At 66.8% G+C, this 12250-nt stretch carries 10 protein-coding genes; 4 read left to right on the top strand and 6 right to left on the bottom strand.

Annotated features, from left to right (window positions below):
• Nucleotides 1-91: 91 nt before the first annotated feature.
• From AC3WLY_RS12730 to pdxR, 4 genes are all read right to left on the bottom strand, one after another.
• Nucleotides 92-1159 (bottom strand): ABC transporter ATP-binding protein, encoded by a 1068-nt coding sequence (locus AC3WLY_RS12730; RefSeq protein ID WP_175958996.1) that lies wholly within the window; start codon nucleotides 1157-1159, stop codon nucleotides 92-94.
• The gene (locus AC3WLY_RS12725; protein ID WP_175958997.1) at nucleotides 1152-2924 is read right to left on the bottom strand and encodes an ABC transporter permease; all 1773 of its coding nucleotides are present in this window, start codon (nucleotides 2922-2924) and stop codon (nucleotides 1152-1154) included. The genes AC3WLY_RS12730 and AC3WLY_RS12725 overlap by 8 nt, the downstream gene beginning before the upstream one ends.
• 100 nt (nucleotides 2925-3024) lie before the next feature.
• Nucleotides 3025-4125 (bottom strand): ABC transporter substrate-binding protein, encoded by a 1101-nt coding sequence (locus tag AC3WLY_RS12720; RefSeq protein ID WP_175958998.1) that lies wholly within the window; start codon nucleotides 4123-4125, stop codon nucleotides 3025-3027.
• 206 nt (nucleotides 4126-4331) lie between these two features.
• Complete coding sequence (gene pdxR, locus AC3WLY_RS12715) at nucleotides 4332-5819, bottom strand: MocR-like pyridoxine biosynthesis transcription factor PdxR (protein WP_492308279.1); 1488 nt, start codon at nucleotides 5817-5819, stop codon at nucleotides 4332-4334.
• Between the two features lie 102 nt (nucleotides 5820-5921).
• On the opposite strand from pdxR, the gene AC3WLY_RS12710 reads away from it, so the two are divergent.
• The 4 genes from AC3WLY_RS12710 to AC3WLY_RS12695 all read left to right on the top strand — a co-directional run bounded on the left by AC3WLY_RS12710 (nucleotide 5922) and on the right by AC3WLY_RS12695 (nucleotide 10200).
• A complete protein-coding gene (locus AC3WLY_RS12710; RefSeq protein ID WP_492308280.1) occupies nucleotides 5922-7157 on the top strand; it encodes a multidrug effflux MFS transporter in 1236 nt (411 codons plus the stop codon).
• Nucleotides 7158-7282: 125 nt separating this feature from the next.
• On the top strand, nucleotides 7283-7954 hold the full coding sequence (locus AC3WLY_RS12705; protein ID WP_047903423.1) for a response regulator: 672 nt from the start codon (nucleotides 7283-7285) through the stop codon (nucleotides 7952-7954).
• A 79-nt stretch (nucleotides 7955-8033) separates the two neighbouring features.
• Nucleotides 8034-9434: a sensor histidine kinase gene (locus AC3WLY_RS12700; RefSeq protein WP_310139767.1), complete on the top strand. Its 1401-nt coding sequence runs from the start codon at nucleotides 8034-8036 to the stop codon at nucleotides 9432-9434.
• A gap of 271 nt (nucleotides 9435-9705) precedes the next feature.
• Nucleotides 9706-10200: a hypothetical protein gene (locus AC3WLY_RS12695; RefSeq protein WP_175959000.1), complete on the top strand. Its 495-nt coding sequence runs from the start codon at nucleotides 9706-9708 to the stop codon at nucleotides 10198-10200.
• Between the two features lie 122 nt (nucleotides 10201-10322).
• Here the strand turns inward: AC3WLY_RS12695 and AC3WLY_RS12690 are convergent, their stop codons facing one another.
• Together AC3WLY_RS12690 and AC3WLY_RS12685 are read right to left on the bottom strand one after the other, a co-directional pair.
• Complete coding sequence (locus AC3WLY_RS12690) at nucleotides 10323-11189, bottom strand: MOSC domain-containing protein (RefSeq protein WP_492308281.1); 867 nt, start codon at nucleotides 11187-11189, stop codon at nucleotides 10323-10325.
• A 93-nt stretch (nucleotides 11190-11282) separates the two neighbouring features.
• The gene (locus tag AC3WLY_RS12685) at nucleotides 11283-12236 is read right to left on the bottom strand and encodes an ABC transporter substrate-binding protein (RefSeq protein ID WP_310139775.1); all 954 of its coding nucleotides are present in this window, start codon (nucleotides 12234-12236) and stop codon (nucleotides 11283-11285) included.
• Nucleotides 12237-12250 lie beyond the last annotated feature (14 nt).

Here is a 12250-nt window from a genome sequence, read left to right as displayed (position 1 = left end):
GACGTCCGCCTGACCTGCATGTCGTCGCATGACGCGATGCGCGCGGCGTGCGGCGTGCAGGCGCGGCGGCGCGCGGGCCGCCGCGATCGGGTCAGCCCGCTTTCGCGAACGCCCAGCAGTCGTTGGTCGGGAATTCGAGCCAGTGCTTGCCGGCCGCGCGCGGCACGTGGCCGAACGCGCGCAGGCGCATGTCGCCGCAATGGAACAGGTATTCCCAGCGGTCGCCGAGATACATCGACGTGACGAGGTCGGCCTGCAGCCGGTTCGCGCCAGGGCCGTCGGCGACCTGCACGCGTTCGAGGCGGATCACGGCCTGCGCGTCCTGGCCCGGCGCGAACGTGTCGCGCGCCATCGCGCGCAGCTCCCAGCCGTCGCCTTCGAGCGTCACGCATTCGCCGTCGATCGCAGCGACGCGCGCATCGATCCGGTTGTTGCTGCCCATGAACTCGGCCGTGTACAGCGAGCGCGGCGCGCCGTACAGCTCGGCCGGCGTGCCTTCCTGCTCGATGCGGCCGTTGCGCAGCAGCAGGATGCGGTCGGACATCGCCATCGCCTCGGTCTGGTCGTGCGTCACGCACAGTGCCGACAGCCCGAGCGACACGATCAGCTCGCGCAGCCACGCACGCGCTTCCTCGCGCAGCTTCGCGTCGAGGTTCGACAGCGGCTCGTCGAGCAGGATCACCGGCGGGTTGTAGACGAGCGCGCGCGCGATCGCGACGCGCTGCTGCTGGCCGCCCGACAGCTGATGCGGAAAGCGTTCCGCGAGATGACCGAGGCCGAGCTGGTCGAGCGCGGTCTGCACGCGGCGCTTCTGTTCGGCGGGTGCGACGCGACGCAGCTTCAGCCCGTAACCGACGTTCTCGGCGACGGTGCGGTGCGGCCACAGCGCGTACGACTGGAACACGAGGCCGAGCGAGCGCTGCTCGACGGGCAGGTCGACGCGCTTCGCGCCGTCGAAGAATACGCGGTCGTCGAGCTGGATGCGGCCGTCGGACGGCTGTTCGAGGCCGGCCACCGCGCGCAGCAGCGTGGTCTTGCCGCTGCCCGATGCGCCGAGCAGGCACACGACTTCGCCGGCCTTCAGTTCGAACGACACGCCCTTGAGGATCGGATTGGCGCCGTAGCTGAGATGCAGATCGTCGACGATGAGCTTATCCATGAAGTTTCACTCCGAAACGCAGGGCCACGCCGAGACCGGCGCCGACCATCGCGATGTTGATGACAGAAAGCGCGGCGACCTGGTCGACGGCGCCGGTCGCCCACAGCGACACGAGCAGCGCGCCGATCACTTCGGTGCCGGGCGACAGCAGGTAGACGGCCGTCGAGTATTCGCGCTCGAAGATCATGAAGATCAGCAGCCACGCGGCGAGCAGACCGAAGCGCACGAGCGGCAGCGTCACGTCGAGCGACACGCGGCTGCGCGTCGCGCCGACGCTGCGGCCGGCTTCCTCGAGCTCGGGGCCGACCTGCAGCAGCGCGCTCTGGATGAGCCGCATCCCGTACGCGAGCCATACGACCGTGTACGCGATCCAGATGCTCCACATCGAGTTCTTCAGCTCGCGCAGGCCGGGGACGAACAGGAAGATCCACAGGAACGCGAGACCGGCGAGCAGGCCCGGCACCGCGCGCGGCAGCAGCACCAGATAGTCGAGCAGCTTGGTCGCCCAGTCGGGGCGGCGGTGGCCGGCGAATGCGACGAGCGAGTAGAAGCCGACCGCGAGCGCACCGCCGATCACGCCGATGCCGAGCGTGTTGACGATCGCGCGCACCAGGTTGTCCTGTTCGAACAGCTCGATGAAGTTCGACAGCGTCAGCACTTCGGCGAGCGCGACGCCTTCTCCCCAGTTGGTCACGAACGCGCGCAGCACGATGCCCGAGATCGGCACGATCACGGTCAGCATCAGCCACAGCGCGACGATCGCGAGCGCGACCCAGCGCCACACGCCGAGCGGCAGCACCGTTGCGCGGCCGGCCTTGCCCTTCACCGTGACGAAGCGGTTCGCCGTTTTCAGCAGGCGGCGCTGCAGCAGCACGAGCGGGAACGTGATCGCGACGATGCACACCGCGACCGCGGCCATCAGGTGATACGACGGCACGCCGAGCTTGTTGGTCAGCTTGTACAGATAGGTCGCGAGCACGAGGTGGCCTTCCGGATCGCCGAGCACGAGCGGCAGCCCGAACACCTCGAAACCGAGGAAGAACACGAGCACGCCAGCGAACAGCAGCGCGGGCATCGTCATCGGCAGGCTCACGTCGAGCGCGACGCGGAACGGACGGGCGCCCGTCACGCGCGCGGCTTCCTCGACATCCGAGCCGAGGTTGCGCAGCGCGGCCGACGAATACAGATACACGTGCGGCACGTGCGTGAGGCCGACGATCACCGTGATCGCGAAGATCGAATAGACGTTCCAGGGCACGTTTTGCACCCCGAACAGTTCCTTGAACCACACCGAGTAGAAACCGACCGGGCCGGCCGCGACCACGTAGCCGAACGCGAGCACCATCGGCGACACGAACACGGGCGTGAGCAGCAGCGGTTCGAGCCAGCGGCGGCCGGGCAGGTCGGTGCGCACCATCAGGAACGCGAGGATGCCGCCGAGCGGGATCGAGATGAACAGCATCCCGCCGGCGATGATGAACGAGTTCTTCACGGCCGACCAGAAATCGGGATCGCTGAAGATGAAGCGGAAACCTTCGATGCCGAGCGTCTTGTTCGCGTCGAAGAACGGCGCGGACAACAGGCTCTGGAACAGGATGAAGCCGAGCGGCAGCGCGACTGCGATGGTCAGTACCGCGACGACGATCCAGCGCAGCATGCCGGCAAGCGGCTGCAGGCTGTTGACCGGCAGCGGGGGAATCGCGCCGCGCTGGCCGGTGGTGGGCGCAACGGCCGGCGCCGTTGAGCGTGTGCTGGTTGAAAGCATGAGTTCGCCCCTGCGGCCATCCGGATGGCCGCCTCTAGGAAGTCGGTAAGGGGAAGCGGCCGCCCGCGCGATGCGCGGCGGGCGGCCGGCAGTCAGCGGATCAGCGCTTGATCGCCTGCTGCCATTGCTTCAGGAAGGCAAGGCGCTTCGACTGGTCGAGATAGACGAGCAGGCCGGTGCCGATCTGGATCGGCTTCAATGAATCGCCGAGCTCCTTCGTCAGGCTCGCGGCCGACGTTTCGCCCGTGACGTCCGTGCGGATCGCATACAGGTTCGCCTGGTCCGCGATCAACGTCTGGCCGCGCTTCGACAGCAGGTAGTCGACCCACAGCTTCGCGGCGTTCGGGTTCTTCGACTTCTTCGAGATCGTCGCGAGGCGGCTCACGATCTGTGTGTAGTCCTTCGGAAACACGTAGCCGATCGACTTGTCCTTCTTCGCTTTCGCGTACGCGTACGAACCGATGATGTTGTAGCCGATCAGGTTCTCGCCCGACGAGATCCGCTCCATCATCGCGCCCGTGCTCGACTGCAGCTTCGGGCCGGTCGCGCCGATCGCCTTCACGAGCTCCCACGTGACCTTCTCGTTCAGGTGCGCGTCCTGCGTCAGCGCGTTGAAGCCGACGCCCGATTTCTCGACGTCGTAGGTCGTGACCTTGCCCTTGAACTTGTCGGGTTGCGACGTGAGCAGCTTGATCAGGTCGGCGCGCGTTTTCGGCACTTCGTTTTCGGGAATCAGGCGCTTGTTGTAGACGATCGCGAGCGGCTCGAACGTCGTGCCGTACGCCTGCTTCTGGTATTGCGCCCACTGCGGCACGTTCGCGCTTTCGGGCGAATCGTAGGACGCCATCAGGCCGTCGTTGACGAGCTTCACCTGCAGGTCCATCGCCGCGCTCCACAGCACGTCGGCGCTGGTGCTGCTCGCCGCGTTCTCGCTGATGTAGCGGTTGTACAGCTCCGTGCTGTTCATGTCGTTGTACTCGACCTTCACGCCGTACAGGCTTTCGAAGTCCTTGATCAGCGGACGCACGAGGCCCGTGTCGGTCGTCGAGTAGACGATCAGCTTGCCTTCCTTCTTCGCGGCGTCGATCACGCTCTGGTAGTTACCCTGATACCCGGCCGGGACTTGCGCGACGGCGCTGCCGGCGGCAGTGCCCAGGACGATCGCCAGCGCGGCGGCGAGGTGCTTCGGTGCAAACGGCATGTCTTCCTCCAGTTACGCATTGATGTTGTTCGAGTGACGCGGATGTTAATTGCGAGGCACTTTCAGCCTGCTTTCATTTCCGTTCACAATCGCGTCCTTTATGTCATGGATTTCCCGAGGTCGAAACGACGGAGGCCGCGGTTTTTGCGGCGCGCGGGGCGGTTTGATGGGAGGGGGGGAGTCGCCGCGGGACGCGGCGATGACGGTTATGCGGGTTGCGCCAGCAGCTTGCCGAGGATCCGGCCGCCATGCCGCGCGTGCGCGGCCGTCAGCGCCGAATACCCGACGACGACGCCCGCTTCGCACTCGGCGCTTCGGCAGAATCCGCGGATCGTCTGCAACGCGATGCCAGCCGCGCGGGCCTGCGCGACGTACGATGCGTCGTCCATCCCGGGCGGCAACCACAGCACGAAATGAAATCCCGCGTGCTCGCCGGACACCGTGTACTGCCCGCCGGCGTGCTTCGCCAACTGGTCGAGCACGATGTCGCGCCGCTGACGGTACGCGTGGCGGCTGGCGCGCAGGTGCTTCGCAAAATCGCCTTGCGCGATGAAGCGGGCCAGCGCGAGCTGGGGCGCCACGCCGACGGAGCGCGCGGTCGCATGCCACACGGCCGACAGCATCGGCCGCAGTTCCGCCGGCACGACCATGAAGCCGATGCGCAGCCCCGAGAACAGCGTCTTGTTGAACGAGCCGCAGTAGATCACGCGATCGCAGGTGTCGAGCGATTTCAGCGCCGGCAGCGGAGCGGTCTGGTAACTGAATTCGCCGTCGTAGTCGTCTTCGATGATCCACGCACGGTTGCGCTGCGCCCAGTCGAGCAGTTCGAGCCGGCGCGACACCGGCATCGTGACGCCGAGCGGCGCCTGATGGGCGGGCGTCACGTACGCGACGCGCGCGCCGGGATGCCGATTCAGGGACGCGGTATCGATCCCTTCGCGATCGACCGGCACGTCGATCACGGTCGCACCGGCCATCGTGAAAATCTGCCAGGCCGACGCATAGCCGGGATCTTCCATCAGCACCGTCGAGCCGGGCGTAAGCAGCGTTCGCGCGACGAGATCGATCGAATGCCGGATGCCGGTCGTGATGAAAATGTCGCCGGCGTCGCACGGGATGCCGCGGTATTCCCGCAGGTACGCGGCGATTTCGGCGCGCAGGCTTTCGACGCCTTGCGCAGGCGTTGCCCCGAGGTCGTTTGCCGTCGCGGCAAGCAGGCTTGCGCCGAGCGCCTTCTTCCATTGCTGCATCGGCAGCAGGCCGGGATCGGCGAGGCGCGCGACGAACGGGACGCCGGGGCGCACGCCATGTTCCGGCGCGGCCGCATCGGTCGCGCCGGCCGGCGCGCGGGGCGTGTCGGGGCGGTGGGGGCTGCCGTCGCGCGACTGCCCGGCCGCGCGCAGATAGCTGTCCGGCACCACCGCGCAGACCCGCGACCCGGAGCCGCGCGTGCGTGCGATGTAGCCCTCGGAGCACAGCAGGTCGTACGCCGCTTCGACGGTTCCCCTTGCGACGCCCCAGCGTGCGGCAAGGGTCCGGCTGGACGGCAGCGGGCCGTCGCCGGGAAGCAGGCGCTTCAGGATCGCGTCGCGAATCGCGTCGGCAATGCACGCCTGCTTCGACTGCGGGCTGCCGGTCGACAGCCCCGCGGGGCGCGGCAGATCAAGCGGAATCGCGGCTTTGCCTCGCGACATAGTGGTCTAGCGGATAGTCGATTTAATGGCCCTTCAGCTTATATCACTTTCCTCTTAGATTGCTGTCGACCACACCCACCCGACCGGAGACGGACTCACCGCATGAAGACGCGTTCCTTGCCCCAGTGGGGCTGGCTGTTCCTGTTGATGCTCGTCGTGTGCCTGCCGCGAGTCACGATCGATGCGTACCTGCCGTCGCTGCCCGTGATGGCTGATGCGCTGCACGGCACCGACGCCCAGTTGCAGCTCACGCTGACCCTCTACATGGTCGGCTATGCGCTGTCGATGCTGGTGTCGGGGCCGTTGTCCGACCGCTACGGACGCCGTCCCGTCCTGCTCGGCGGCCTGTGTCTCTACGTGGTCGCGAGCGTCGCCTGCGCGTGGTCGGCCAGCATCACGGCGATCGTCGCCGCGCGCATCTTCCAGGCGTTGGGCGGCTGCAGCGGAACGGTGATCGGCAGGGTGATCGTGCGCGAGCGCTTCCCGACCGCCATGCAGGCCACGATGCTCGGCCGCATTTCGGCCGGCATGGCGCTGTCGCCGGTGATTGCGCCGCTGGCCGGCAGCGCAGTTGCCGAGTGGCTCGGATGGCGCGGTGTGTTCGGATTGCTGGCGGCAGGCGGGTTGGTCGCGACGGCGATGGTGCTGCGCTACCTGCCCGAGACCCGCGAATACGACGTGCGGCCGGCGCCGGGCCGCGGGCTCCTGCGGACGTATGCCGGCCTGCTGCGCGAGCGCCGTTTCCTGCGCTACTCGCTCGCCATCAGTTTCGCGTACTGCACGTACTACCCGTTCATCGCGGAATCGTCGACGCTGTTCCAGCGGCAACGGGGCGTATCCGGCCCGGTGTATGCCGCGATCTTCGGCCTGACCGTGCTCGGCTACCTGATCGGCTCGAGCGTATTCGCGCGGACCAGCGGCCGCTGGAAAGCCGATTCGGTCATCGCGGCGGCAGCGGTCGTCAATCTGGTCGGCGCCGCCGCGCTGTGGGGCTGCGGGGCGATCGCCCCCACGGCGGTCGCGGCCCTCGTCGTGCCGATGTTCGTCGTGATGATTGCCGTCGGGATCGCGATTCCGGCGTGCCAGTTCGCGGTGATGCAGCCGTATACGAAGATCGCCGGCACGGCGTCCGGGCTCTTCTTCTTTATCCAGATGGCGATCACAGCCACGTGCGGCGGCGTACTGGCATGGCTGTCGGACGGCACCGCCCGCCCGATGATTCTTGTCACCGTCTGCTCGAGCGTCGCGTTCCTGGTGGTGGTGGTCGGCCTTCGCGAGCGGAGCGCCGCCGACGGCCGACGCTTTGCCACGGAGAGCCTGCCGGCCGCCGAGCGGTGAGCGCAGATCGGGCAGGCCGGGTGATACGGGCTTGCGCCGGCGGCGCAACCGGTGTTTCCGCGAGACGTCGACATGGAAAGGATCATGTAATGTAGCGGCCTGTCGCTGACCTTACCGGAATCCCCATGCGTGTGCTGCTCGTCGAAGACAATCCGAACCTGGCCCAGTCGCTGAATGACGCGCTGAGCGCCGCGCGCTTCGCGGTCGATCACATGGCGGACGGGGAGGCGGCGGACCACGTGCTGCGCACTCAGGATTACGCGCTGGTGATCCTCGATCTCGGGCTGCCGAAGCTCGACGGGCTGGAGGTGCTGCGGCGGCTGCGCGCGCGGCGCAATCCGGTGCCGGTGCTGATCCTCACCGCGCACGGGTCGGTCGAGGACCGCGTGAAGGGGCTCGATCTCGGCGCCGACGACTATCTCGCGAAGCCGTTCGAGCTGACCGAACTGGAAGCGCGCGCCCGCGCGCTGATCCGGCGCAGCCTCGGCCACGAGCATTCGCGCGTCGAATGCGGCCCGCTTTCGTATGACAGTATCGACCGCAGCTTCCACCTCGCGGGCGAGCCGCTGTCGCTCACGCCGCGCGAGCGCTCGGTGCTCGAGGTGCTGATCCTGCGCAACGGCCGTGCGATCAACAAGGAAACGCTGTCGGAGAAGATCTTCGGGCTCGACGAGTCGGTCAACGCCGACGCGATCGAGATCTACGTGTACCGGCTGCGGAAGAAGCTCGAGAACACGGGCGTCGCGATCGTCACGCTGCGCGGGCTCGGGTATCTACTCGAAGCGAAGGCAGTATGAGTTACGACCCCCACGCTCACTGGCGTTCGCTGCCCCCCAAGGAGGCGCATGCCTTCCTCGGGCCGGCCCGGCGGGAAGCATGGTGACCCGCCCGAACCTGCGCACCCAGGTCGCGTTGTGGCTGCTGCTGCCGCTGCTCGGCCTGCTCGCGCTCGACTCGTGGCTCACGTACCAGCGCGCGATGAGCGCCGCGCATGTCGCGTTCGACCGCACGCTGTCGTCGTCGCTGAAGTCGATCCGCGAAGGCGTGCGGCTCAACGACGGCGAGATCGAGGTCGACCTGCCGTATCTCGCGCTCGAAATGCTCGAATCGAGCGACGGCGGCAAGATCTACTACCTGATTCGCGAGGACAACGGCCACACCATCACCGGCTACCCGGACCTGCCGCTGCCGCAGGGGCGCGACGCGGGCGACGGCGCGCTGTTCGTCACGCGCTACTACGACGTCGTCTATCGCGGCGAGCAGTTGCGGATGGCCGCGCTGCGCATCCCCGTGCACGACGTGCCGACCGCGCAGTCGCGCATCGTGTGGGTGATGGTCGGCGAGACGATCGAGGCGCGCCAGGCGCTTGCGCGCGAAATCCTGGTGGGTTCGCTGCTGCAGGAAGGGTTGCTCGTCGTGCTGGCGCTCGGCATCGTGTGGCTCGGCGTCGGGCGCGGGCTGCGGCCGCTGAACCGGCTGTCGGCGACAGTCGCCGCGCGCAGCGAGGACGATCCGACGCCGCTCGACACCGGCGCGATGCCGAGCGAGCTTGCGCCGCTCGTCGATTCGATCAACCAGTACATCGGCCGCACGCAGCGGATGCAGGTCGCGCGGCGCCGCTTCTTCGCGGACGCGGCCCATCAACTGAAGACGCCGCTTGCGGCCGTGCAGGCCGGTGTCGAGCTTGCGCTGCGGCCCGAAGAGCAGCCACGCGCGAACGGTCACCTGCGGCGCGCGAACGGCGCGGTGCGGCAGGCCGCGAAGATCGTCCAGCAACTGCTGTCGCTGTCGCGGCTCGATTCGGACAGCGGCCATGCGGTCGCGCACAAGCCGGTCGCGCTGCACCGGCTCGCGCGCAGCGTGACGCTCGACTGGTCGCCTGTCGCACGCGCGCGCGACATCGATCTCGGCTTCGAGCACGAGGCCGATATCGACGTGCACGGGCAGTCCGACCTGCTCGGCGAAATGATCGGCAACCTGATCGACAACGCGATCCGCTATGCGGGCGACCGCGCGGTGATCACGGTGCGCGTGTCGCGCGACGGCGAGCACGCGCGGCTCGATGTGATCGACAACGGGCCGGGGATTCCAGAAAACGAGCGCGACGCGGTGTTCGAGCGCTTCCATCGCGGCAGCAAGACGCAGACGGTCGAAGGGACGGGGCTCGGGCTGTCGATCGTGCGGGAGATCGCACGCGTGCACCAGGGCAGCGTGACGCTTGCCGATGCGGCCGGCGGCGGGCTGATCGTCACGGTGGCGCTGCCGATCAGCCTTTAGAAATACATTTCGGAATGTGTTTCCCGGGACGACGGTGGATATGCGGCGGGCAGGTGGTTATCGCGCTGTTATGCGCAACCGCGAAGTTCGATAAAATCGAAACCTTTAATAATAAAATTGAATGTTTTTATAATCGTAAGACATGCTGATATTTGTGACAGCTACAAAATCCAATTACCCGACCTAAGCTAAATCAGCCGTTCAATAACGGCTTCGTCTCGGTAATTCAGGGATGAATCGTAATTTTCTACAACTAAGTGAGGGCAAGGCCATGGCCACGACACTCGATGAAGAAGTTCTGCCGGAGATTTTCGTCAAACGATTCAGAATCAGCGGTGGGCAGGTCACGTCAGGAAAGGGACATGCGCCGGTCATCAACTTTGTCGCCGCTTTCCACCCGGAATTCGATCATCCGCAAGGCTCGGGTTCGCTGCAAGGCTCCGGCACGATCATCTGGGCTCATCGGCCCAACAACGTTACCAGAATCACGATCGGCGGAACCTATACCCACTTCCCGTTAAAGGAAGGGGAAAGCGCGTCCGTTCTTCCGGTGCGGTCGCTTTTGCTGCACGTGCACGGTTACGTCGGCGGGATCATCCCCATCAACAAGTATCATGGCATCCCGCCGGCACTGTGGCCGGTGCTGGATTTGTCTTCCCTTATTCCGCAGGTTTCGAAAACCGGAACGGCCAACTATACGAGCGTCGATCCCCAAAATCCGGAAGAAAAGATCACGGTGAGCGACGCAAAGATTGCGGAATTTTGATTCCGGCAGAAACCAATCGGCGCATTGTCTGAAATCGAATCCGGTGGCGCATTGCGGTAAATGATCGCATGCGCCGCCTTTTGATTCAGCGCCTTGCGCTACTCATGCGGGTTCGCGATTTCCTAATCGCCGAACCCGATCTCCGCTTCGAGCGCCTGCCCGACCTCTAGAAAACGCCCCGCGCCGCGCACGACGATCGCGTTGATGCCGAACGTCAGCGCATCGTCGTAGTTCGGGTTCGCGCGATAGGTCTGCATCGTGTCGGTCGGTTCGTGCGGCCACGCGGGATCGGGCGCGCCGGTGACCTGGTCGATCGTCGGCATCGGGCAGCGCGTGCACAGCTTCACGAGGCGCAGCCGCACCGGCGTCGCGCCGTCGGTGTCGAGGTGTTCGACGAAATCCTCTTCGTATGCATCGAGATCCGACACGACGATGTTCGGGCGGAAGCGGTTCATCGGGATCGCCGGCGCGCCTTTCGCGGCGAGCCGCGCGTTCAGGTCGTCGAGCGACGACTGGCCGATCACGAGCAGCGGATAACCGTCCGCGAACTGCGTATGCGTATCGATCTCGCCCGTCCATTTGCGGTTGCAGCCGCGGCGTGCGTCAGGCCCGAAGCGCGCGAGCCTGGTGGGCAAGCCGAGGAATTCGGTGAGCCATGCGGCCGTTTCGGCGCCCGTGTCGATCGCATCGACCGTGTCGCGCCAGACGGTCGCGGCCATTTTCGGCGTGGTGGGCGTCACGTCGCTGTCGAGCGGCGTGCGGATCTCGCGCATGCCCGGCGCGTTCAGCACGAGTGCATCGCTGTCGAGTGCGGTGCGGATCAGCGCGAGGCGCGGGTGCGTGCGCTGCGTGATCATCTGCCCGTCGGGATCGGTGATCAGCCAGTGGCGGTCGTATGCGAGGCCCGTTTCGAGCAGTTGCGCACGCGGCAGCGCGATGCCGGCGCAGGATTTGATCGGGTAGACGAAAAGTTCGCTGATGGCTGGCATGGCGCTGGCTTCGAATGACGTGGAGGATCAAAGCGCGATTGTGCCAGATCGTGCCGACGCCGTTCGGGCGGTTGCGTACCGCCGGGCGGCCGGTCATGCGAGCGGGAAACCCGCGTCGAAGGTCGTGCGCACGTCGAGCGGCTGGCGCAGCAGCCCGGCCTTCAGATAGAAGTCGGCCGTGCGCTGCTGTTCGGCGATCACCGTCGCATCGATCGGCAGCCAGCGCGTGTTGCGGCGCTCGAACTGCAGCTTCGCGGCTGCCGGTGGAATGCCGATGATGCGTGCGAGCGCCGCGGAATACGCGTCGACATGCCGGTACGACCAGGTCTGAGCGCGCACGACACGCCGCAGGAAATCGTGCAGCACATCGCGCTTCGACGCGATCGCGGCGTCGGTCGCCGCAAGATAGCTGAGGCCCGACCACAGCCCGCGGCCGTTGACGAGCACGCGCGCGCGGCCGCTCGTTTCGGCGAGCGCCGTGTAAGGCTCCCACGTCGCCCATGCGTCGATCGATCCGGTTGCGAGCGCAAGCATCGTGTCGGCCGGCGGCAGGAAGCGGAACGACACTGCATCGGGCGGCAGGCCGGCCGCGTCGAGCGCCTTCAACGTGACGAAATGGCCGATCGAGCCGCGCGTGGTGCCGATGCGCTTGCCCTTCAGGTCGGCCGCGCCTTTCAGCGCCGCGTCGGGCCGCACGAGCACGGCCGTGCCGTATGGATCGGAACGGTTCGCGCCGATCACCTTGATGCGTGCGCCCGACGCGAGCGCGAAGATTACCGGCGCATCGCCGATCGGCCCGCAATCGACGGCGGCCGCGTTCAGCGCTTCGGCGAGCGGCGCGGCGGCCGGGAATTCGGTCCACGCGATGTCGTACGCGAGGCCGTTCAATTCGCCCGCCGCTTCGAGCAGCGCGCGCAGCCCGCCTTTCTGGTCGCCGGCGCGCAGCAGCGGCCGTGCGCCCGATTGCGCGCGCAGCGCGGCCGGTGCCGCGGCGATCGTGGCGAGGGCGCTCGCCTGTGCGAGGAAATGGCGTCGGGTCGGATTCATCGTGAAGTTCGGTC

The organism is Burkholderia sp. FW306-1C-G01B, assembly GCF_058781685.1.
The sequence above is the reverse complement of the archived record's forward strand: the minus strand, read 5'-3'. Positions and strand labels throughout refer to the sequence as shown.

Bases quoted from the DNA above. Each gene is read 5' to 3' on its own strand.
- AC3WLY_RS12705 (WP_047903423.1), top strand. From the start codon at position 7,283: ATGCGTGTGCTGCTCGTCGAAGACAATCCGAACCTGGCCCAGTCGCTG.
- AC3WLY_RS12695 (WP_175959000.1), top strand. From the start codon at position 9,706: ATGGCCACGACACTCGATGAAGAAGTTCTGCCGGAGATTTTCGTCAAA.
- AC3WLY_RS12710 (WP_492308280.1), top strand. From the start codon at position 5,922: ATGAAGACGCGTTCCTTGCCCCAGTGGGGCTGGCTGTTCCTGTTGATG.
- AC3WLY_RS12730 (WP_175958996.1), bottom strand. From the start codon at position 1,159: ATGGATAAGCTCATCGTCGACGATCTGCATCTCAGCTACGGCGCCAAT.
- AC3WLY_RS12690 (WP_492308281.1), bottom strand. From the start codon at position 11,189: ATGCCAGCCATCAGCGAACTTTTCGTCTACCCGATCAAATCCTGCGCC.
- AC3WLY_RS12700 (WP_310139767.1), top strand. From the start codon at position 8,034: ATGGTGACCCGCCCGAACCTGCGCACCCAGGTCGCGTTGTGGCTGCTG.
- AC3WLY_RS12720 (WP_175958998.1), bottom strand. From the start codon at position 4,125: ATGCCGTTTGCACCGAAGCACCTCGCCGCCGCGCTGGCGATCGTCCTG.
- AC3WLY_RS12725 (WP_175958997.1), bottom strand. From the start codon at position 2,924: ATGCTTTCAACCAGCACACGCTCAACGGCGCCGGCCGTTGCGCCCACC.
- AC3WLY_RS12685 (WP_310139775.1), bottom strand. From the start codon at position 12,236: ATGAATCCGACCCGACGCCATTTCCTCGCACAGGCGAGCGCCCTCGCC.
- pdxR (WP_492308279.1), bottom strand. From the start codon at position 5,819: ATGTCGCGAGGCAAAGCCGCGATTCCGCTTGATCTGCCGCGCCCCGCG.